Here is a 20,220-nt window from a genome sequence, read left to right as displayed (position 1 = left end):
AGAGCAGACCCGGCAGCAGCGAGGGGCGCATCACCTTCAGCTCCTCGCTGATCGGGTTGGCGAGCGTCCAGGCGCCACCGCCGAACGCCGCCGCGGCGTCCTCCGACACGAAGCTCCACGTCACCGCCTCGTCGAGCCCCCGCGCGGCGGCGGCGCGGCGGACGCGGCGCTCCAGCTTCTGCGCCGGCGTCGCGGTCGGCGTCGCGACGCCGGCGGGGCGGGGCAAGGCGACCGAGGGCACGTTGTCGATGCCCTCGATGCGGATCACTTCCTCGACCAGATCAGCGCTGCCGTCGATGTCAGGACGCCACGTCGGCGCCGTTACCTGCCAGTCATCGTCCACGGTGAAGCCGAGCGAGGTCAGGATCGCGCGCTGCCGATCGGGCGCGACCGCGAGCCCGCCGAGCGTCTCGACGCGCGCGGGATCATAGGCGTAGCGGCGCGGCTCGAGCGGCGGCTCGCCGACGCGGGTGACTTCGCTGGCGCGACCGCCGCACAGGTCGACCACCATCCGCGTCGCGGTCGCGAGCCCATCGTCGAGGAAGGCAGGGTCGACCCCGCGCTCGAACCGGGTCCGCGCGTCGCTGCTCAGTTGCAGCGCCTGTCCGGTGCGCGCGATGGCGTCGGGGTCGAAGTAGGCGCACTCGATCAGCACGTCGGTCGTGCCGGCGGTGACACCCGAATGCTCGCCGCCCATGACGCCGCCGATGTCGTGGACCGCCTGATCGTCGGCGATCACCGTCATGCCGGCGCGCAAGGCATAGGTGCGGCCGTTGAGCGCGAGTACCTCCTCCCCGTCCTTCGCCGCGCGCGCGACCATCGCGCCGCTTAGCTTCGCCCGATCGTAGACGTGCAGCGGGCGGCCGAGGTCGATCATCACGTAATTGGTGACGTCAACCAGCGCGCTGATCGGCTTCTGCCCGATCGCATTCAGCCGCCGACGCAGCCACTCGGGCGACTCACCATTCTTCACGCCCGACACCCCCTGCGCATAAAAGGCGCGGCAGCCCTCCGCGTCGTCGATCCGCACGTCAGGACCCGGACCCTCTCCGGCAACCGCCGCCACGTCGAGCGGCTTCAACGTGCCAAGTCCCGCAGCGGCGAGGTCGCGCGCGATCCCGCGCACGCCCATGCAATCCGGCCGGTTGGGCGTGACCGACACATCGATCACCGGATCGTCGAGCTGCGCGTAGCTGGCAAAGTCGATCCCGACCGGCGCGTCGGCGGGCAGTTCGATGATCCCGTCGTGATCTTCGCCCAGCTCGAGCTCGCGGGTCGAGCACATCATGCCGTTCGATTCGACCCCGCGGATCGCGGCGACGCGCAGCACCATGCCGTTCGCAGGAACCGTCGCGCCGGGCAGTCCGAACACGCCGACGAGCCCGGCGCGCGCGTTGGGTGCGCCGCACACGACCTGCAACGGGCCATCCCCGGCATCAACCGACAGCACCTGCAACTTGTCCGCCTGTGGGTGACGCTCCGCGGTCAGCACCCGCGCGACGCGGAACCCCGACAGGCGCTCGGCCGGGTTCTCGACGCCCTCGACCTCCAGCCCGACTCGCGTCAGCGCGGCCAGGATGTCGCCCAGCGACGCATCGGTGTCGAGGTGATCCTTGAGCCAGGAAAGCGTGAACTTCATGTCGAAAACTTCCGTGATCCCGCATACGCGGGTCGGTAAAAGAAAAAGGTTGGTTCAGGCGGTGCCGAGACCGCCCGACCCAACGCCCGCAGAAAGCGTCGGCACGTCGAGCGCGGCGAAACCGTAATGCTTCAACCAGCGGATATCGCCCTCGAACACCGGACGCAGGTCGTCGATGCCGTATTTGAGCATCGCGAGCCGGTCGATGCCGCAGCCAAAGGCAAAGCCCTGCCACTCGTCGGGATCCAGCCCGGACGCCGAAATCACCTTGGGGTGGACCATGCCCGAGCCCAGCACCTCCATCCAGCCGCCGCCCGGACCATTCGGATCGCCGCCGATCACGCGCTTGCCCTTCTCGATCGTGAAGCCGACGTCGACCTCCGCCGAGGGTTCGGTGAACGGAAAATAGCTCGGCCGCAGCCGCAGAACGACGTCGTCGCGCTCGAAGAACGCGCGCAGGAACGTCTCCAGCGTCCATTTCAGATGGCCGAGCGTAATGCCCTTGTCGATCACCAGCCCCTCGATCTGGTGGAACATCGGCGTGTGCGTCGCATCCCAGTCGGAGCGGTAGACGCGTCCCGGCGCGATGATGCGAAGCGGTGGCTTCTGCTGCATCATGGTGCGGATCTGCACCGGCGAGGTGTGGGTGCGCAGAACGAAGGGGGCTGCGCCACCGGCGGAGCCGGTGTCGTCGGACGAGGCGATGCCCGCCTCGCCGGCCGCTCTCGCGGGACGCTCGAGATAGAAAGTATCCTGCATTGCGCGCGCGGGATGCGTGTCAGGAATGTTGAGCGCGCCGAAATTGTGCCAGTCGTCCTCGATCTCCGGCCCGGTCGCGACCGCGAAACCTAGATCGGCGAAGATCTCGGCGAGTTCGTCCATCACCTGGCTGACCGGGTGCACGCTGCCCGCAGGCATCGCGTCGACCGGCAGCGTCACATCGACGCGCTCGGCGGCGAGTTTCGCCTCCAGCGCGACATTCTCCAGCACATCCTTGCGCGTCGCGAGCGCCTGGGTCACCGCCTCGCGCAGCCCGTGGATCGCCGGGCCCTGCACCAGCCGCTCGTCGGGCGACAATTTGCCCATCGTCTTCAACAGCGCGGTGACGCGGCCCTGCTTGCCCAGCGCCTCGACGCGGACGGCCTCCAGCGCCTCCAGCCCGGCGCAGGCTTCGATCGCGACGAGATAATGCGCCTTCATGTCTTCAATATCGCTCATGCCCTCCGCCGTCCCTGAGGTGGCGGCGGAAATCAAGCCCTGCGCGCCTCCGCCCGCCCCGACGGTGCCACGCTGGACCTTCCCGCGTGCCCGGCGATCGGCTAGGCCGGACGACAATGCCCTCCACCATCCTATGCGATGTCGCGATCGTCGGCGGCGGGCTCGCGGGTTCGCTGACCGCGCTCGCGCTTCACGCGCGCCGGCCCGACCTCGACGTGCGCGTGATCGAGGGCGGCACTGTGTTCGGCGGGCATCATCTATGGTCGTTCTTCGGTGCCGATGTGGTGAAACCGCACCGCCCGCTGATCGCGCCGATCGTCGCGCATGCCTGGCCCGATTACGACGTCCGCTTTCCCGCGCACGCGCGCACGCTGGCGCAACCCTATTACACCGTCCGCTCCGAGCGGCTCGACGCGCACGTCCGCGCAACACTGCCCGAACTCGCGCTCATGACAGGGCGGAAAGTGCTGGCCTGCAGCGCCACCGCGGTGGTGATGGCGGATGGTGACCGCGTCGAGGCGCGCGGCGTGATCGATGCGCGCGGCGCGGGCGACCTCTCCACGCTCGAATGCGGCTGGCAGAAGTTCGTCGGGCAGGAACTGCGCGTCGCCGGCGGCCACGGGATCGAACGGCCCGTGGTGATGGATGCGACCGTCCGCCAGCACGACGGTTACCGCTTCGTCTACCTGCTACCCTTCTCCGCCGACACGCTGCTGGTCGAGGACACCTATTACAGCGACACGCCCGACCTCGACCGCGCCACCTTGCGCGACCGGATCGGCGACTATGCACGCGCCGCGGGCTGGGGCGATCACGTGGTCGCGCGCGAGGAGCACGGCGTGCTCGCGGTCGTACTCGGCGGTGACTTCGAGGCTTACTGGCGCTCGACCGGCAAGGTGGCGAAGGCAGGCGTGCGCGCCGGGCTGTTCCATCCGACGACCGGCTACTCCTTTCCCGACGCGGTCCGGTTCGCGCATTTGATCGCGGATGCGAACGACCTGTCGGGGGCTGCCCTGCATGATCTAACCCACGCGCACGCGGCACGCGCCTGGGCGAAGCGCAAATTCTACCGCATGCTCGATCTCATGCTGTTCAAGGCGGCCGAGCCGGCGGAGCGTTACCGCGTGCTGGAGCGTTTCTACAGCCTACGTCCCGGATTGGTGTCGCGTTTCTACGCCGCCCGTTCGACGACGCTCGACAAGATGCGCGTGCTCGCCGGCAAACCGCCGGTGCCGATCGGGCGCGCGATGGCTGCTTTGAAGGATGCATCATGACGCGTGCAGTGGTGATCGGCGCAGGCTTCGGCGGGCTGGCGCTCGCGATCCGGCTCCAGTCCGCCGGAGTCGAGACGACGATCCTCGAGTCGCGCGACAAGCCTGGCGGGCGCGCTTATTATTGGGAGCGTGACGGCTTCACCTTCGACGCCGGGCCTACGGTGATTACCGATCCGGCCTGCCTGGAGGAACTCTGGAACCTGTCGGGCAACCGCATGGCCGACGACGTAGTGCTGGAGGCGGTGCAACCCTTCTACCGACTCCACTGGCCCGACAGCACCACCTTCGATTACACCAACAACGACGAGGTGCTCCGCGCCGAGATCGCCAAGCTCAATCCGGCCGATGTCGCCGGCTACGGCCGCTTTCTCGATTATTCCGCCGGCGTCTACCGCGAGGGATATGAGAAGCTGGGCCACGTCGCCTTCCTCGACTTCGCGTCGATGGTGAAGGCCGCGCCCGCGCTCGCCAAATACCAGGCGTGGCGTTCGGTCTACTCGATCGTGTCAAAGTTCGTCGAAAGCGAGAAGCTCCGGCAGGCGCTTAGCTTCCACACATTGCTGGTCGGCGGCAATCCAATGACCACCAGCGCGATCTACGCGCTGATCCACAAGCTGGAACGCGACGGCGGCGTCTGGTTCGCACAGGGCGGCACCAATCGGCTGGTCGCCGGCATGGTCGCGCTGTTCGAACGACTTGGCGGCAAAATCCGCCTGAACGATCCGGTGTCGAAGATCGAGACACTCGGCGACCGCGTCACCGCGGTGCAGACCGCGGGCGGGTACCGGCAGGAGGTCGACCAGATCGCCGCCAACGCCGACATCATGCACGTCTACCGCGACCTGCTGCCCGATTCGGGCGCGGCCCGGCGCACCGCGGAGAAGCTCGAGCGCAAGCGCTACTCGCCGTCGCTGTTCGTCGTCCACTTCGGCGTCACCGGCACATGGCCGGGCATCCCGCACCACATGATCCTGTTCGGCCCGCGCTATAAGGGACTGCTCGACGACATCTACGATCACGGCGTCTTGAGCGAGGATTTCTCGCTCTACCTGCACCACCCGACCGTCACTGATCCGAGTCTGGCGCCTGAGGGGCATTCGACCTTCTACGCGCTGGCGCCGGTGCCGCACATGGGCAAGTTCACCGGCGACTGGGAAACCGTCGCGCCGATCCTGGAGAAGCGCATCCTCGACGAGGTCGGCCGCCGGCTGATCCCCGACATTCATTCGCGCATCGTCACCAAGTTCAGCTACGCACCGACCGATTTTCAGCACGACCTGAACGCGCATCTGGGCAGCGCCTTCAGCCTCGAGCCCGTGCTGACGCAGAGCGCGTATTTCCGCGTCCACAACCGCGATGACGCGATCTCGAACCTGTTCTTCACCGGCGCCGGCACGCATCCGGGCGCAGGGATTCCCGGCGTGGTCGGCAGCGCCAAGGCGACCGCGGCGCTGATGCTGGAAGGGTTCCGCACACCGGTCGCGGCGTGAACGCCGCGCCTGACGGTTGTCGACCCGCCTCGCTTGGCCTAGCGGGGCGGGGATGAAGCGTCTCGCCGTTTACTGTGGCTCAGCTACTCCCGCCGACCCCTCTTACGTCCAACTCGCGCGTCAAGTCGGCGAGGGACTTGCAAAGCGCGGCATCGGCCTAGTGTACGGCGGCGGACGGCTGGGGTTGATGGGCGCGGTAGCGGACGGCGCGCTGTCGGCGGGCGGCGAAGTGATCGGCATCATCCCACAGGCGTTGGTCAACGCGGAGGTCGCGCACCGCGGGCTCACCGAGCTTCACGTCGTCACCGGCATGCACGAGCGCAAGCGCGCCTTCACCGACCTGTCCGACGGCTTCGTCACGCTGCCCGGCGGCACCGGAACAATGGACGAATTGTGGGAAGCGCTCAGCTGGGCGCAACTCGGCTACCACGCCGATCCCGTGGGGCTGCTCAACGCCAACGGCTATTACGATCACCTGATCGCCTTCTGGGAAAAGATGGGCGAAGTCGGCTTCCTGCGCGCGCAGCACCGCGACCTTTTGATCGTCGCCGACACATTCGACGCGCTGCTGGACCGGATGGCGGACCACCGCCCGACGCAGCCGATCGTGCGGATGGCGGCGGAGGACCTTTGAGCCATAAACCCGCGTTCCCCTCGCGCGACGCGATCGTCGCCGCGGCCGAGGAATCGATCGCGCGCGGATCGAAGAGCTTCGCCGCCGCCTCGCGTCTGTTCGACCGCGAAACGCGCGAGCGCGCGTGGCTGCTCTACGCCTGGTGCCGCCGATGCGACGACATCGTCGACGGCCAGGACCACGGCCACGGCATGCGCCGCGTGGCCGACGCCGAGGCGCGAGTCGGCGAGGTGCGCCGGCTGACCGACCGCGCGCTCGATGGCGAGGTAATCGGCGATCCCGCGTTCGACGCGCTGCGCATCGTCGCCGCTGAAGTCCGCCTGCCGCGGGCCCTCGCACATGACCTGATCGACGGGTTCCAGCTCGACGCGGAGGAATGGCGCCCGCGCAGCGAGGCCGATCTCTACCGCTACTGCTACCATGTCGCGGGCGCGGTCGGGTGCATGATGGCGCTCGTCATGGGTGTGTCGCCCGACGACGAGGCGACGCTCGACCGCGCGTGCGACCTGGGACTCGCATTCCAACTCGCCAATATCGCGCGTGACATCGAGGAAGATGACCGCGCCGGGCGCTGCTACCTGCCCGACGAGTGGCTGGCGGAGATGGACATACCGCCGGGCCAGCACATGAAGCCGCCGTTTCGCGACCGTTTGGTCGTGCTCGCGCGCCGGCTCGCCACCCGCGCCGAGTTGCACGAGTCGAGCGCCCGCGTCGGTACCAAGGCGCTGTCACGCCGGTCGGCCTGGGCTGTGCTGGCGGCGGCGGGCATCTATGGCGACATCGCGCGCAAGGTGGCGACACGCGGCCCCGCGGCGTGGGATCACCGCGTCACCACGAGCAAGTGGGAGAAGCTCGCGTGGATCGCGCGCAGCTGCGTCGCGGCGCGCGGGCGCATGGCGATCCCCGATGCGCCGCGCGCACCGGAGTTGTGGACGCGTCCGCGTCGCTGATCCCCACGCACGCTGCTGCGCGGTGCACTGCAATCGGCTACAGCTGCTCGCGATGAAACGCCTGCTCGCCTCGATCCATGACGTGTCGCCCCGCTTTGAGCGCGAGGTCGACCTGCTGCTCGCGCACCTGGCGCCGCACGTCGGCGAGCGGCTGGCGATGCTGGTCGTGCCCGATCACTGGGGCGGCGCGCCGCTGACGCCGGCGTTCAAGGCGCGGCTGCGCGACTGGTCCGATCGCGGGATCGAGATGTTCGTCCACGGCTGGTTCCACCGCGATACCAGCGACCATGCCGGCACCGCCGCGTTCAAGGCGCGCCACATGACCGCGGGCGAGGGCGAGTTCCTCGGGCTCGATCACGATGAGGCGCTTGCGCGGATGCTGCGTGGCAAGGCGTTGGTCGAGGACACGATCGGGCGCGCGGCGGCCGGCTTCATCGCCCCGGCGTGGCTCTATTCCGACGATGCGCGCCGCGCGCTCGGCGACGCGGGCTTCGCGCTGGCGGAGGATCACGCGCGCGTGTGGCAGCCATCCGGGCAGGTGCTCGCGCGCGGGCCGGTCATCACCTGGGCCAGCCGATCGCGCCCGCGCCAGCTCAGCTCGCTCGCCGCCGCCGCGCTGCTGCGCCGGATGCTGCAGCCTGTGCGCACCGTGCGCGTCGCGGTCCATCCCGGTGACACGCGCGTGCCCGCGCTGATGCGCAGCATCACGCGAACGCTCGGCGACTTCCGCAACCACAGCCCCGCCGCTTACGCCGACTTGCGCGCCTGACGATCACGCTCGGCGATGCGCTGCGTGTAGAAGCTGACCAGATCGGCGGCATGCTGCTCGTCCGACCGCACCTGCGCGGCAGCCTCCCGCGCTGCGGCACGTAGCTCGGCCTGATCGCGCGCCAGCAGCCGCAGGATCGCAGCGGAACAAGCATAAGCGTCGCCCGCGCGGTACGTCTCGGCATAAGCGGGAGCGGCGACCTCGAACGCGCCGCCCTCGTCGGGCACGATCAACGGCATGCCGCTCGCCAGCGCCTCCGACGCGACCAGCCCGAATGTCTCGTTCGACGCGCCGTGGATGAACGCGTCGGCGCTCGCCATGAAGGTGGCGAGCTGCGGGCGGTCGTAGACCGGATGGTAGAGGCGGATATGCGGGCTGCTGCCGATGTGGCGTTCGAGCGCGGCGGTATTGGGGCCCTGCCCCAGCATCATCATGCCGACCGGTGCCCGCGCACCCGCGCGCTGGACCGCGTCGATCACCATCGGCCAGCGCTTTTCAGGGTGATGCCGCCCTACTGCCAGCAGCAGGTGCGCGTCGGGCGGCAGGCCGCATTCCGCCAGCATCGATGCACGCAGGCTTTCGTCGCGCAGCGTGGGCGAGAAGCGGTGACGGTCGATGCCGAGCGGAAACGCCGCATCGACGCGGACGCCGCGTGCGCGGTAACGCTTGAACAGCACCGGCCCGTTGGTGACGACCGTGTCGTAGCGCGCGAAGCAGCGGTCGAGATAGCGGTTGTACCAGTCGAACGCGCGCTCGACCCGCTCGGGCGACGCGATCCGTCCGAACCAGCGCTTGGGATAAGCGTCGAGATTGTCGTTGTGGAGAAACCAGCTCTTGAGCGCCGGCCCCGGCCAATCGGCGACGATCCCGGCAGAGCGCCACGGCGAGCAATTCTCCACCACGTCGGGCTGTAGCTCGTCGAGCAAAGCGTGGATCGGTGCGGCGTCCCAGAACAACCCATAATTGCGGTCGATCGGAATCGTTGGCGATTTGACATAGATGACACGCCCGCCGGCCGACCGCTCCTCGATCCGCGTCGTGCGGCCGGGCGCAATCACGATCAGCTCATGGCCTTGCCGCGCCATGATCGCCAGCTTGGCATCGACGTAACTCTTCACGCCCCCGCCGGTCGGCGAGTAGAGCTCGTTCACCTCGACGATGCGCACGGGACTAGAACCCGAACCCGCCCAGCCCGCGCAAATATTGCGCGCGAATGACCGTCTGCGTCACGCCCGGCCCGACCTGGATCAGCGCGTCGGAGAGTTTGGGGCGCGAGCGGCCGATCTTGCGGTTGCCCGGAAAGCCGGCGCCGTCGCTCCAGAAGTCGAACTTGCGCTTGCCGTCGCGGTCGTGACCGAAGAACAGCGCGTAGCGGCCCGGACGCGGCACGCGGATGCACATGCGCGCGACATCACTCGCTGGCGCGGCCACCGTGATGCGCCGGAACACCTTGCCCGCGGCGAGCAGCTTCTTGTCGTCCTCCAGAAAATCGGTCTCGTTCGCCGGATAGAGCTCGAGCTTGATCGTGCCGCGCGCATCCTTCAGCCCCGTGATCGTCGCCAGGATCGCCGAACCCTGCCCGCCGCTGCACGCCGGCGCGTCGGGACCCAGCACCTGCGCGCTCGCCGACACTGAAGTGACGCTCGTCATTCCCGCCAGTGCGATCAGCGCGCCTCGCCAGACCTTCGCCATTCCTTGACCCTTTCCCACACGTACCCGGCGCCGAAGACACCGACCATGACGATATGCATCAGCAAGGTTGACGCCGCGGTGAACGCCATCAACTCCGACAGTGCGCGGTCGTGCCCGATGACCAGTATCGCGAAGTTGGCGAACAGCAGATCCTTGTTGGGCAGGAACGGCAGGCGCGAGACCAGCAGCCGCCCCGCCATCAGGAATACCCACATGAAGACCGACGCGCTCGGCATCGCGAAATGCCACGCCACCGCCAGCGCCAGGCTGCTGATCGCGATGCGGTACATCGTCCAGCGATAGATCCACCACAATTGCCTGCGCGCAAGCGAGAAGACGATTGGCGACAGGAACAGCAAAGCGCCGACGATCACCCCGGTCAGCCCGAGCGACCACAGCATCGCGTGCAACACCGGCGGATCGATCAACTTGTAGCCGAGCGGCAGCGCGATCGCGCCCAGCAGGATCGCGGCGGTGTTACCCGCCAGACCCGACAACAGGCTGACATCCTTCACTGCGCCGAATGGCGCCGTCACCATCTTCAACCGCGCACGCGCCCAGGCGTAGAAGTAAGCGTCGCCGGTCACGCCGATCAGCAGGTCGTTGGCGACGCGTTTCAGGTTCAGCGCGCCGAACGCGCTCGCCGGCACCCGCCACAATCGCCGAAAGATGATGAAGTCGACCACCGGCGTGGTGAAGTAGGACAAGAGAAACAGCAGGTAGAACCAGCCGCTGCGCGGCAGCCTGTTGGTTAGGCCACGTAGACCGTGGTCGAGCAGCTCCTGCGCCAGCCCGATCAGCATCACGCCCGTCAGCACCGTTGCCAAAACGCGCGGCCAGCGCGACCGCCGCCGCCGGATCGGCTCGAGTGTGCTCAGATGCGCCTCGTCCGGTGATGGACGGCCGGCATCGTCCCCAATCGCGCCCGCGGTCATCGCGCCGCGCCCTTGTCCATTCCCGGTGGCACCGTCATTACCCGACCATTGAACGCACGCGATGTTGCGCGATGCAAGCCGCTCAGCGCGGCCGCACGCAATCCGGGTGCGCGGCTGCGACCTCGGGCAGCGCCGCCATCGCTGCGTCGGCGGCGCATAGCCGCGGCATGTCGCCGAGCGGCACCTCGAATCGGCGCGCGTTGTAGAGCTGCGGCATCAGGCACAAATCGGCGATGTCGGGCGCCTCTCCGCCCAGGAACGGTCCCTCGGGCGTGTCCGCCGCCATCGTCTCGAGCGCGGTCAGCCCCTCGATCACCCAGTGGCGGTACCAATCGTCCCGCGCGGCCTGATCGGCGCCGAACTGCTGCTCCAGCCGTTTCAGCACACGCAGATTGTCGATTGGGTGGATGTCGGCGGCGATCACCAGCGCGCGCGCCAGCTGGCCCGATCGAATGATCGGGTCGCCCGACACCATCGCTGGTTCGGGAAAGGTCGCGTCGAGCCAGTCGATGATCGCCAGGCTCTGCGTCAGCGCGTGGCCGTCGACCACCAGCGTCGGCACCAGCCCCTGCGGATTGATCGCGCGATTGGCCTCGCCTCTCTGCGCACCCTCCAGCAGGTTCACCGCGACCGAAGTATAGCGAACGCGTTTCAGGTTGAGGCAGATGCGCACGCGGTACGCCGCCGAGGAGCGCCAGTAATCGTGCAGGACGATGTCGCTCATTGGGCTTCCTCGGCCTTCTCCGACCGCCGCTCCATCGCCGCCTTGATCATCGCGGTCATCGGATCGGCGAGCGCCAGCCCGATGATCCCGAACAGCGCACTCGCGAGGATCTGCGCGCCGAGCGTCAGCGCGGGCGGCAGGTCGACCGTCCTCTTTGCCACCATTGGGATCACGACATAGCCGTCGATCACCTGCACCGCTACGTAGATCAGGATCGCGAGCACGCCGGTGTGCATGCCGGCCGAGAAACCGACCGCGATCGTCATCGCCCCCGACACGAACGCGCCGACGTTGGGGATGAAAGCGAGCATACCGGTGACGATGCCCAGGATCAGCGCCATCGGCACGCCCGCGATCCATAGTGCCACGCCGACGAACGCGCCCTCGAACGCCATGCCGAGGAGGCGCCCGGCGAGCAGGCGGCGCAGCGTGCGCGCCATCCGCTGCATCGTCACCGCCACTTCGGCACGGTTTTCCTCCGGGATCATCCACTGGAACCCGCGGTCGTAGACGCGCGGGTCGATCGCGACGAACAGCCCGATCACCAGAATCATGAACATCGTCGTCAGCGCGCCGAATGCGGTGCCGACGAAGGCGGTGACTTTGCCGACCGAGCCGAGCGCCTGGCGCGCGATGCCGTTCAGGTCGGACGCACCCGGCATCAGCCCTTTCGACGACAACCAACCCGACAATCGCACCAACTGCGTCTCGACCGTCGAGCGCAACTGCATCACCTGCTCGGTGATCTGCACACCCGCGAGATAGAAAGTGCCGACGAGGAAGGCGAGCGTCAGCAGGCAGACGATCAGCAGCCGCCACCCGCGCGAGATCGGCAGCACGCGCCCGAGCAGCCGCACCCCGCCATCGAGCAGCGCGGCGAAAACGAGTCCCGCGAAGATCACGAGCAGCGGCTGCACCAGCAACACCACCAGCGCGATCGCACCGGCAAGGCCCAGCCACACCGCCGCGCGCTTGATCTCCGCACGCACGGCGGGATCGCGCACCTCGTGCGGGCTCGCGCCTTCGACCACGGTCACCTGGTCGTCGTGCTTGTTCATTGCATGCGCTCCGGATGCAGCGACGTACCCGCGCGACCGGCCCGCAGCGACGACCACCAGGTCAGCGGGTTGAGCGTTGCGTCGCCATCGACCGAGAAGGTGATGAACTCCGCACGCCCGCCCAGGTTCTCGACCGGCACCGGTCCCCCCAGCCCGCGCTCGAACCCGCCCAGCGCGAAGCGGCTATCGGCCGACCGGTCGCGGTTGTCGCCCATCAGGAACACGCGACCGGCAGGGATGCGGACGGGGCCGTAATCGTCGCCGGGCGAATCGGGCTGCAGGTCGACCGTGTCGTAGCGGCGCCCGTTCGGTAGCGTCTCGGTCACGATCGGCAAGTGGCAGACGCTGCGCCCGTCGGCGAGCACGCGGGGCGCGCCGGGATATTGCAGCGGATCGCAGGTCGCGTTGGCATCGACCGGCAGGTCACGGAAGTGCAGCGGCCCGCGCGGCACCGCCACCCCGTTCAGGAACACAACACCGCCCCGCACCTCGAGCGTATCACCCGGCAGGCCGATGACACGCTTGATGTAATCGCTTGACGACCCCGGCGGCGTCACGATCACCACGTCGCCGCGCTCGGGCAGGCTGCCCCAGATGCGGCCAGGAATGAAGGGCAGCTGCACCGACCAACTCTCGACCGGCTTGTGGAGGACAAGATCGTCGATGATCGCGACCGGATCGGGGATCGTCGGCGACACGAACGACCAGCCGTAGGCGAACTTCGACACCACCAGCCGGTCGCCCACCATCAGCCCGGGCAGCATCGACTCGCTCGGAATATAAAACGGCTTGGCGACAAACGAATGGAAGCCCAGCACCGCGAGCACGAGCCAGAACAGCCCCTTCGCCTCGCTCCACCAGTCGAAACCGGCGCGCTCGCCCGGCTTGTCGGCCGGGGTCGCGTCGCTCGGGTGACCGCTGCCAGAGTGACCGTTGGGAGTGAGCGTGAGGTCGTCGGCCACGTGCAGCTTATCCGATGGGTAACGCTTCGATAATCACGAAGGCCTGCGCCCACGGATGATCGTCGGTCAAGGTCAGATGGATGCGTGCTTCATACCCCGCCGGCACCATCGCGTCGAGCCGCGCCCTGGCGCCGCCCGTCAGCGCCAGCGTCGGCGCCCCCGACGCTGCGTTCACGACACCGATATCGCGCATGAACACGCCCGCCTTGAACCCGGTGCCGACCGCCTTGCTGAACGCTTCCTTCGCCGCGAAGCGCTTCGCGAGTGTTCCCGCCCGCGTGAACGGGCGCTTCGCCGCCTTGGCACGTTCGACCTCGGTGAAGACACGGCGCTCGAATCGCTCGCCGAATCGGTCGAGCGACGCCTGGATGCGCTCGATGTTACACAGGTCGGAGCCGAGCCCGATGATCAAGCGCGCGTCCTCACCGTACCGCCGCCATTTCGGTCTTCATCCGCCGTACGCTCTCGTACAACCCGACGAAGATCGCCTCGCCGATCAGGAAATGCCCGATGTTGAGTTCGACCACCTGCGGAATGGCGGCGATCGGCTGGACGTTGTCGAACGTCAGCCCGTGGCCGGCATGCACTTCGATGCCGTTCTTGGCGGCGAGCGCGGCGGCATCGCTCAGGCGGCGTAGTTCGTCGCTGCGTGCCTCACCCTCGCTCTCGGCGTAGCGGCCGGTGTGGAGTTCGACCACCGGCGCACCGAGCGACACCGCTGCGGCCACCTGCTCCGCCGATGGTTCGATGAACAGCGACACGCGCACGTAGGCGTCACGCAGTTCGCGCACCATTGGTGCCAGTACATCGTGCTGCCCCGCCGCATCCAGTCCGCCCTCGGTGGTGCGCTCCTCACGCTTCTCCGGCACGATACAGGCAGCGTGCGGGCGGTGCCTGAGCGCGATGCCGAGCATTTCCCCGGTCGCCGCCATTTCGAGGTTGAGCGGAACCGCGCGGTCGAGCGCGGCCAATTCGCTCACCAGCCGCGCGATATCGTCATCGGTGATGTGACGGCGATCCTCGCGCAGGTGCGCGGTGATGCCGTCGGCTCCGGCGGAGGCGGCGAGCACCGCCGCGCGAACCGGATCGGGCACCGCGCCACCGCGCGCGTTGCGGACGGTCGCGACATGGTCGATGTTGACGCCCAGGCGCAGCGGCTGCGCCATCTCAGGCCGCCGCCCGGCTGCCGGGCTTGATCGCAGGGATCGCCTCCAACGCGGGCGGCAGCGCGTCCGCGGCGTAGCTCGGCACGTCGAGTGTCAGCAGCGGGAAGAACGGCACGCCGATGTCGGCTTGGCCGTTCGAGCGATCGACCAGCGCCGCGCCCGCGATCACGCGCCCGCCTGCCGCCTCGATCGCCGTGATCGCCTCGCGCGAGGAAAGCCCGGTGGTGACGACGTCCTCCATCATCAGCACCTCTTGGCCCGGCTCCAGCCGAAAGCCGCGGCGCAGCTCGAACGTGCCGGTCGGCCGCTCGACGAACATCGCCTCGACGCCCAGCGCACGCGCCATCTCGTAGCCGACGATCACGCCGCCCATCGCGGGTGCGACCACCGCGCTGATCCGTGTGCGCAACTCGGCCGGGATCGTCCGCGCCAGTGCCTGGCACAGCCGCTCTGCCCGGCGCGGGTCCATCAACACACGCGCGCATTGCAGATAGCGTGGGCTACGCAGCCCTGAGGATAGGATAAAATGCCCCTCCAGCAGCGCGTCGGCGGCACGGAACTCGGCCAGCACCTCGTCCTCGGTCATCGCGTGCACTCCTGATCGTTGCCGGCCTTGTCAGGCTTGCGCAGATACGGTCGCATACGGCTTGGCGCAACGCAGCTGGCTAGCGAAATATTCGCGCAATCGCGCCCTCTTGAGGCAAAAGGGGGTGCCGCGTATAGGCAGACCAGATGGGCGACAATGCCCGCCAGGTCTGGGGGGGCACTCCCGTGCCGCGACGCAGGGGTGATGGAAGCACGATGAACCGCTTGAAGACGATGATCTTGGCAGGCGGCCTCGCGCTCGCCGGCCTTGCGATGGGCGGAGGCGTTCACGCCCAGACGCCTCCGGCCGCACCCGAGATCAAGACGGCGCAGCCCGGCGTTCCGAGCGCGCTCGAACCCGCCAACGCCGCCGATCCCGCCGCGCCGAAGATGAGCGCGGCCAATCCGCCCAAGCTCAACGAGAAGGCACCCGCCGCGCTCGAACTGGCGCAGGACGGCGCGCCGACGATGAGCGCAAAGCCGATGATCGGCCAGCCCACCGACGGGCTGATGCGCATCCAGCCGCAGGTGACCAAGAACGGCCTGCGCGCGCACTGGTTTCACGACCGCATCCTGTTCCCGCTGATCACGGTCACCTCGCTGTTCGTGCTGCTGCTGCTGGTGCTGGTGATCGTTCGTTTCCGCGCCGCGCGTAATCCGGTGCCCTCCAAAACCAGCCACAACACCTTCATCGAGGTAGTGTGGACGCTCGCCCCCGTGCTGATCCTGGTCGCGATCGCGGTGCCGTCGATCGGGCTGCTGCAGGCGCAGTTCAAGCCCGCGCCCGCGGGTGCCGTCACCTTGAAGGCTATCGGCAACCAGTGGTTCTGGAGCTATCAATATCCCGACAATGGCGGGATCGAGATCACCGCCAACCTGCTCAAGGAAAAGTCGGACGTCGCAGCCGGTGAGCGCTACCGCACCGATGCCGACGGTCCCCGCCTGCTCGCGACCGACAACCGTGTCGTGCTGCCGGTCGGCGTGCCGATCCGCCTGATCACCACCGCCAACGACGTGATTCACAGCTGGGCGATGCCCGCCTTCTGGATCAAGCTCGACGCGATCCCCGGGCGCCTGAACGAGACGAGCTTCACCATTGAGAAGCCAGGCCTCTACTTCGGCCAGTGCTCCGAACTGTGCGGCGCGCGTCACGCCTACATGCCGATCGCGGTCGAGGCCGTCTCGCCGGCCGCGTTCGCACGCTGGGTTCGTGCCAAGGGCGGCACGATGCCGACGCCGGGCAAAGCCTCTGACGCGGTGATCCCGCAGCCGGGCGCTGACAATTCGGCCACTGTCGCCAGCGAGGCGGCGATCGTCGACAATTTGACCGGTCCGACCGAGAACGGCACCGCCACTCCTCCCGTCATTCCGCAAGGCGCAACCGGCAACCCCGGCGGCGTCGGCGAAGCTGGACGCTGACCATGACCGACACCGCTCTTCACCCGTCCGCCTTCCAGGCGCACGACGCGCATCACCATGACGCGCACGCCGACCATCTGCCGGGCTTCTTCGCGCGGTGGTTCATGTCGACGAACCACAAGGACATCGGCACGCTTTACCTGATCTTCGCGATCGTGGCCGGCATCATCGGCGGCGCGATCTCGGGTCTAATGCGCGCCGAGCTGATGCATCCGGGCATCCAGTATCTGCCCAAATGGGTCGCGATGCTGCACGGCGGTCAGGAACAGACGTTCGATCAGGCGCTCCATCTGTGGAACGTGTTGGTGACCGCGCACGGCCTGATCATGGTGTTCTTCATGGTCATGCCGGCGATGATCGGCGGGTTCGGCAACTGGTTCGTGCCGATCATGATCGGTGCGCCTGACATGGCGTTCCCGCGCATGAACAACGTCAGCTTCTGGCTGCTCGTGCCGGCGTTCCTGCTGCTGCTCGCCTCGCCGTTCTTCGGCGGTGCGGGTACCGGCTGGACCGTCTACGCGCCGCTTTCCACTTATGGTGAGCCGGGGCCGAGCGTCGACATGGCGATCCTGTCGCTCCACCTGGCGGGCGCAAGCTCGATCCTAGGCGCGATCAACTTCATTACCACGATCTTCAACATGCGCGCACCGGGCATGACGCTGCACAAGATGCCGCTGTTCGCCTGGGCCGTGCTCGTCACCGCGTTCCTGCTGCTGCTGGCGCTGCCGGTACTCGCGGCCGCGATCACGATGCTACTGACCGACCGCAATTTCGGCACGACCTTCTACGATCCGGCGGGCGGCGGTGATCCGGTGCTCTACCAGCACCTGTTCTGGTTCTTCGGCCACCCCGAAGTGTACATCATGATCCTGCCGGGGTTCGGCATCATCAGCCACATCGTCGCGACGTTCAGCCGCAAGCCCGTCTTCGGCTACCTCGGCATGGCCTATGCGATGGTCGCGATCGGCGTGGTCGGGTTCGTCGTCTGGGCGCACCACATGTTTACGACCGGCATGAGCGTGAACGTGAAGATGTACTTCACCGCCGCGACGATGGTGATCGCGGTGCCCACCGGCATCAAGATCTTCTCGTGGATTGCAACCATGTGGGGTGGTTCGCTTCGTTTCCCGACTCCGATGGTCTGGGCGATCGGCTTCATCTTCATGTTCACCGTCGGCGGCGTGACGGGCGTCGTGCTCGCCAACGGTGGCGTCGACGATTACATGCAGGACACCTATTACGTGGTGGCGCACTTCCACTACGTGCTGTCGCTGGGTGCGGTGTTCTCGCTGTTTGCGGGCTTCTACTACTGGTTTCCCAAGATGTCGGGGAAGATGTATTCGGAGCTGCTTGGCCAGTTGCACTTCTGGGTCTTCTTCGTCGGCGTGAACCTGCTGTTCTTCCCGATGCACTTCCTTGGCCTGCAGGGCATGCCGCGTCGTTATCCGGACTATCCGGACGCCTTCGCGCATTGGAACAATCTCGCCACGGTTGGCTACATGATCATGGCGGCGGGCATGGCGATCTTCTTCGTGAACGTCATCTGGTCGCTGATCGCGGGCAAGAAGGCCCCCGACAATCCATGGGGCGAAGGCGCCACGACGTTGGAGTGGACGCTATCGAGCCCGCCGCCCTTCCACCAGTTCGAGACACTGCCGAAGATCGATTGACGATCGCGGACGACAACCGGCGGCGGGGCGGCGACAGCTTCCCCGCCGTCGATATTTTAGGGGAGCACGCATGACGGCCAGTACGCTGGCGTGGCGCGTGGAGCGCGCCTGCGCCGTTGCTTACCCGCCGCGGCTCGTCGATCGGATCGGGGGATGGAGCGTTGCGCGCTCGGGCGGCGGCAGCCGCCGTAGCAATGCCGCCAGTGCGATCGCGGCCGATGCCGCGCTCGATCACGATACATTGGCAGCGATCGCAGCGTGCTACGCCGCTGATGCGCAGCCGACGATCCTGCGCCTGACCGATCTCGCGTCAGTCGCGAGCGGGGTGCTCGACACGCGCTTTTCCAATCGAATCGCGGGCGAGGTGAGGATCGGTGAAGCGCCTGATGCCATGTGGCTTGCCGCGCGCCGCCGCCTGTCTACCGGTATCGAGGAGCCGCGCGATGTCGCCGCCCGCCTTGTCCATCCCGCCGCCTATGCGAGACGGGTTTGGGAGGGGCGGACGGTAGCGATCGGCTATGTCTGCATGCACCATGGCGTCGCGATCCTCGAAGCGATCGCCACCGAGCCTAGCGCGCGGCGGCACGGTCATGGCGCCGCGATCGTCGCCGCGCTGATCGACTGGACGGAGGCGCAGGGAGCCGAGGCAATCGCTTTGCAGGTCGAGGAAGCGAATACCCCGGCACGGGCGCTCTACGCCCGGCTTGGATTCACCGTGGATCTCTACGGATACCATTATCGCAGGAGCGGCCCGTGCGCAACACTCGCCTGATCGACACAGGGACCGCGCGGCTGCGCGTGATGGTGGAGGCGCCGGTTGAAGGGCAGCTGCAACGTCCGCTCGTCCTGATGGTGCATGGCTTTCCCGAGGGGTGGTATAGCTGGCGGCATCAGTTCGCACCGCTTGTCGCCGCCGGCCACACCGCCGCCGCGATCGACGTGCGCGGCTATGGTGGCTCCGACAAACCCGAGGCGATCGAAGCCTATGCGATGGCGGAGATCGTTGGCGATGTGATCGCGGTGGCGGATGCGCTGCAACCGGACGCGCCGGTGGTGCTCGTCGGCCATGACTGGGGCGCGCCGATCGTCTGGTACAGCGCGCTGACGCGCCCCAATCGGGTCGGGGCGGTCGCGGGGTTGTCGGTGCCGTTCACGGGCGTTCCCACCCGGCCATTCACCGAGATTTTCCGGCGCGCCTTCACCGATCGGGAGCGTTTTTTCTATCAGGAGTTGTTCCAGGAACCCGGCCCCGCCGAGCGCGAGGCGGAAGCGGACGTGCGCGGCTATCTGCGGCGGCTGTTCTACGCCATCAGCGGCGATGCCCCGCCGGGGGCGTGGCCGGAGAAGCCGGCCGGCGCCACACTGCTGGACGGAATGGTCGATCCGGACACCTTTCCACCGTGGCTCGAAGAACCGGACTTCAACCACATGGTCGCGGAGTTCGAGTCCGGCGGTTTTCGCGGTCCGCTGAACCGGTATCGCAACCACGAGCGCGACTTCGTGTGGGCGCAGGCATGGCGGGGGCGGCGGATCGAGCAGCCGGCGTTGTTTATCGGCGGGACTCGCGATCCGGCGTCGTTCGGCTTCGGGGCGTTCGGCGATCCGCTTGCCGTGATGCGCCCGCACGTGCCGCTGGTCGAGGGGCATATGCTGGAAGGGTGTGGACACTGGACGCAACAGGAGCGTCCGGTGCAGGTGAACGCCATCCTGCTGGAATGGCTGGCGCGGCTTCCCTCCGGCGTGCGCGCGGCGTAAGACCGGCGCCGATCATGACGCCCGCCGCTCCCCTGTTGCCGCCCGCCGACTGGCGCGATTTCCTTGCGTTGACCAAGCCGCGCGTGATGACGTTGGTGGTCTTCACGGGGCTGTGCGGGATGCTCGCGGCGCCGGTTGCGATCGATCCGGTGCTGGGATTCACCGCAATATTATGCATCGCTTTGGGCGCGGGCGCGGCGGGTGCGTTGAATCAATGGTATGAAGCGGACATCGACGCGGTGATGAAGCGCACCGCGCAGCGGCCGCTTCCCGCCGGCCG

Annotated in this window: 21 protein-coding genes; 10 read left to right on the top strand and 11 right to left on the bottom strand. The window is 67.7% G+C overall.

All coding sequences use genetic code 11. The annotated features are described in order from the left end of the window. On the bottom strand, positions 1–1,639 hold a 1,639-nt coding region (gene pheT / locus QZ847_RS11035; RefSeq protein ID WP_294356497.1), incomplete at its 3' end, for a phenylalanine--tRNA ligase subunit beta. Positions 1,640–1,693: 54 nt separating this feature from the next. Next, complete coding sequence (pheS, locus tag QZ847_RS11030) at positions 1,694–2,857, bottom strand: phenylalanine--tRNA ligase subunit alpha (protein ID WP_294356496.1); 1,164 nt, start codon at positions 2,855–2,857, stop codon at positions 1,694–1,696. Positions 2,858–2,973: 116 nt separating this feature from the next. Between pheS and crtY the strand changes: the two genes are divergently transcribed. Genes crtY through QZ847_RS11005 form a run of 5 tightly spaced genes read left to right on the top strand, consistent with a single transcriptional unit; the run spans position 2,974 to position 7,974 of the window. Continuing rightward, on the top strand, positions 2,974–4,131 hold the full coding sequence (crtY, locus tag QZ847_RS11025) for a lycopene beta-cyclase CrtY (RefSeq protein ID WP_294356494.1): 1,158 nt from the start codon (positions 2,974–2,976) through the stop codon (positions 4,129–4,131). Beyond that, entirely contained in the window at positions 4,128–5,621 is a 1,494-nt protein-coding gene (locus tag QZ847_RS11020; protein WP_294356492.1) for a phytoene desaturase, read from the top strand. The genes crtY and QZ847_RS11020 overlap by 4 nt, the downstream gene beginning before the upstream one ends. Positions 5,622–5,673: 52 nt before the next feature. Further along, positions 5,674–6,255, top strand: coding sequence for a TIGR00730 family Rossman fold protein (locus QZ847_RS11015; protein WP_294356491.1), 582 nt, complete (start codon positions 5,674–5,676; stop codon positions 6,253–6,255). Beyond that, positions 6,252–7,205 carry a phytoene/squalene synthase family protein gene (locus tag QZ847_RS11010; protein ID WP_294356489.1) on the top strand — a complete coding sequence of 318 codons (954 nt, stop codon included), beginning with the start codon at positions 6,252–6,254 and terminating at the stop codon, positions 7,203–7,205. The genes QZ847_RS11015 and QZ847_RS11010 overlap by 4 nt, the downstream gene beginning before the upstream one ends. Before the next feature lie 52 nt (positions 7,206–7,257). Further along, a complete protein-coding gene (locus tag QZ847_RS11005; protein WP_294356488.1) occupies positions 7,258–7,974 on the top strand; it encodes a polysaccharide deacetylase family protein in 717 nt (238 codons plus the stop codon). Here the strand turns inward: QZ847_RS11005 and QZ847_RS11000 are convergent. From QZ847_RS11000 to pyrE, 9 genes are all read right to left on the bottom strand, one after another. Continuing rightward, positions 7,953–9,140 carry a glycosyltransferase gene (locus tag QZ847_RS11000; protein WP_294356486.1) on the bottom strand — a complete coding sequence of 396 codons (1,188 nt, stop codon included), beginning with the start codon at positions 9,138–9,140 and terminating at the stop codon, positions 7,953–7,955. The two genes, QZ847_RS11005 and QZ847_RS11000, sit on opposite strands and share 22 nt — an antisense overlap. Positions 9,141–9,144: 4 nt before the next feature. Beyond that, complete coding sequence (locus tag QZ847_RS10995) at positions 9,145–9,666, bottom strand: DUF2141 domain-containing protein (RefSeq protein WP_294356484.1); 522 nt, start codon at positions 9,664–9,666, stop codon at positions 9,145–9,147. After that, on the bottom strand, positions 9,639–10,601 hold the full coding sequence (locus tag QZ847_RS10990) for a hypothetical protein (RefSeq protein WP_294356482.1): 963 nt from the start codon (positions 10,599–10,601) through the stop codon (positions 9,639–9,641). Before QZ847_RS10990 ends, QZ847_RS10995 begins: the two co-directional genes overlap by 28 nt. 82 nt (positions 10,602–10,683) lie before the next feature. Further along, entirely contained in the window at positions 10,684–11,325 is a 642-nt protein-coding gene (maiA, locus tag QZ847_RS10985) for a maleylacetoacetate isomerase (protein ID WP_294356480.1), read from the bottom strand. Then, positions 11,322–12,383 carry an AI-2E family transporter gene (locus QZ847_RS10980; RefSeq protein ID WP_294356479.1) on the bottom strand — a complete coding sequence of 354 codons (1,062 nt, stop codon included), beginning with the start codon at positions 12,381–12,383 and terminating at the stop codon, positions 11,322–11,324. Before QZ847_RS10980 ends, maiA begins: the two co-directional genes overlap by 4 nt. Continuing rightward, complete coding sequence (gene lepB / locus QZ847_RS10975) at positions 12,380–13,345, bottom strand: signal peptidase I (RefSeq protein WP_294356477.1); 966 nt, start codon at positions 13,343–13,345, stop codon at positions 12,380–12,382. The genes QZ847_RS10980 and lepB overlap by 4 nt, the downstream gene beginning before the upstream one ends. A gap of 7 nt (positions 13,346–13,352) precedes the next feature. Further along, positions 13,353–13,757: a holo-ACP synthase gene (gene acpS / locus QZ847_RS10970; RefSeq protein WP_294356475.1), complete on the bottom strand. Its 405-nt coding sequence runs from the start codon at positions 13,755–13,757 to the stop codon at positions 13,353–13,355. Between the two features lie 10 nt (positions 13,758–13,767). Beyond that, positions 13,768–14,511: a pyridoxine 5'-phosphate synthase gene (locus QZ847_RS10965; protein ID WP_294356473.1), complete on the bottom strand. Its 744-nt coding sequence runs from the start codon at positions 14,509–14,511 to the stop codon at positions 13,768–13,770. Position 14,512: 1 nt separating this feature from the next. After that, positions 14,513–15,097 carry an orotate phosphoribosyltransferase gene (pyrE, locus tag QZ847_RS10960; RefSeq protein WP_294356471.1) on the bottom strand — a complete coding sequence of 195 codons (585 nt, stop codon included), beginning with the start codon at positions 15,095–15,097 and terminating at the stop codon, positions 14,513–14,515. Between the two features lie 215 nt (positions 15,098–15,312). Between pyrE and coxB the strand changes: the two genes are divergently transcribed. From coxB to QZ847_RS10935, 5 genes are all read left to right on the top strand, one after another. Next, positions 15,313–16,515 carry a cytochrome c oxidase subunit II gene (gene coxB, locus QZ847_RS10955; protein WP_294356470.1) on the top strand — a complete coding sequence of 401 codons (1,203 nt, stop codon included), beginning with the start codon at positions 15,313–15,315 and terminating at the stop codon, positions 16,513–16,515. Between the two features lie 2 nt (positions 16,516–16,517). Further along, entirely contained in the window at positions 16,518–18,185 is a 1,668-nt protein-coding gene (gene ctaD, locus QZ847_RS10950) for a cytochrome c oxidase subunit I (protein WP_294356468.1), read from the top strand. 70 nt (positions 18,186–18,255) lie between these two features. Beyond that, positions 18,256–18,957, top strand: coding sequence for an N-acetyltransferase (locus QZ847_RS10945; RefSeq protein WP_294356465.1), 702 nt, complete (start codon positions 18,256–18,258; stop codon positions 18,955–18,957). A 29-nt stretch (positions 18,958–18,986) separates the two neighbouring features. Then, a complete protein-coding gene (locus QZ847_RS10940) occupies positions 18,987–19,940 on the top strand; it encodes an alpha/beta fold hydrolase (protein WP_294356499.1) in 954 nt (317 codons plus the stop codon). A gap of 14 nt (positions 19,941–19,954) precedes the next feature. After that, on the top strand, positions 19,955–20,220 hold a 266-nt coding region (locus QZ847_RS10935; RefSeq protein ID WP_294356463.1), incomplete at its 3' end, for a UbiA family prenyltransferase.

Source organism: uncultured Sphingomonas sp. (assembly GCF_913778135.1).
Lineage (GTDB): Bacteria > Pseudomonadota > Alphaproteobacteria > Sphingomonadales > Sphingomonadaceae > Sphingomonas.
Note: the sequence above shows the minus strand (reverse complement) of the source record. Positions and strands in the feature narration are given on the sequence as shown.

Excerpts from the sequence above, each read along its gene's own strand:
- pheS (WP_294356496.1), bottom strand. The coding sequence starts at position 2,857 with ATGAGCGATATTGAAGACATGAAGGCGCATTATCTCGTCGCGATCGAA.
- crtY (WP_294356494.1), top strand. The coding sequence starts at position 2,974 with ATGCCCTCCACCATCCTATGCGATGTCGCGATCGTCGGCGGCGGGCTC.
- QZ847_RS11020 (WP_294356492.1), top strand. The coding sequence starts at position 4,128 with ATGACGCGTGCAGTGGTGATCGGCGCAGGCTTCGGCGGGCTGGCGCTC.
- QZ847_RS11015 (WP_294356491.1), top strand. The coding sequence starts at position 5,674 with ATGAAGCGTCTCGCCGTTTACTGTGGCTCAGCTACTCCCGCCGACCCC.
- QZ847_RS11005 (WP_294356488.1), top strand. The coding sequence starts at position 7,258 with ATGAAACGCCTGCTCGCCTCGATCCATGACGTGTCGCCCCGCTTTGAG.
- QZ847_RS10995 (WP_294356484.1), bottom strand. The coding sequence starts at position 9,666 with ATGGCGAAGGTCTGGCGAGGCGCGCTGATCGCACTGGCGGGAATGACG.
- QZ847_RS10990 (WP_294356482.1), bottom strand. The coding sequence starts at position 10,601 with ATGACCGCGGGCGCGATTGGGGACGATGCCGGCCGTCCATCACCGGAC.
- maiA (WP_294356480.1), bottom strand. The coding sequence starts at position 11,325 with ATGAGCGACATCGTCCTGCACGATTACTGGCGCTCCTCGGCGGCGTAC.
- QZ847_RS10980 (WP_294356479.1), bottom strand. The coding sequence starts at position 12,383 with ATGAACAAGCACGACGACCAGGTGACCGTGGTCGAAGGCGCGAGCCCG.
- QZ847_RS10965 (WP_294356473.1), bottom strand. The coding sequence starts at position 14,511 with ATGGCGCAGCCGCTGCGCCTGGGCGTCAACATCGACCATGTCGCGACC.
- pyrE (WP_294356471.1), bottom strand. The coding sequence starts at position 15,097 with ATGACCGAGGACGAGGTGCTGGCCGAGTTCCGTGCCGCCGACGCGCTG.
- coxB (WP_294356470.1), top strand. The coding sequence starts at position 15,313 with ATGAACCGCTTGAAGACGATGATCTTGGCAGGCGGCCTCGCGCTCGCC.
- ctaD (WP_294356468.1), top strand. The coding sequence starts at position 16,518 with ATGACCGACACCGCTCTTCACCCGTCCGCCTTCCAGGCGCACGACGCG.
- QZ847_RS10945 (WP_294356465.1), top strand. The coding sequence starts at position 18,256 with ATGACGGCCAGTACGCTGGCGTGGCGCGTGGAGCGCGCCTGCGCCGTT.
- QZ847_RS10940 (WP_294356499.1), top strand. The coding sequence starts at position 18,987 with ATGGTGGAGGCGCCGGTTGAAGGGCAGCTGCAACGTCCGCTCGTCCTG.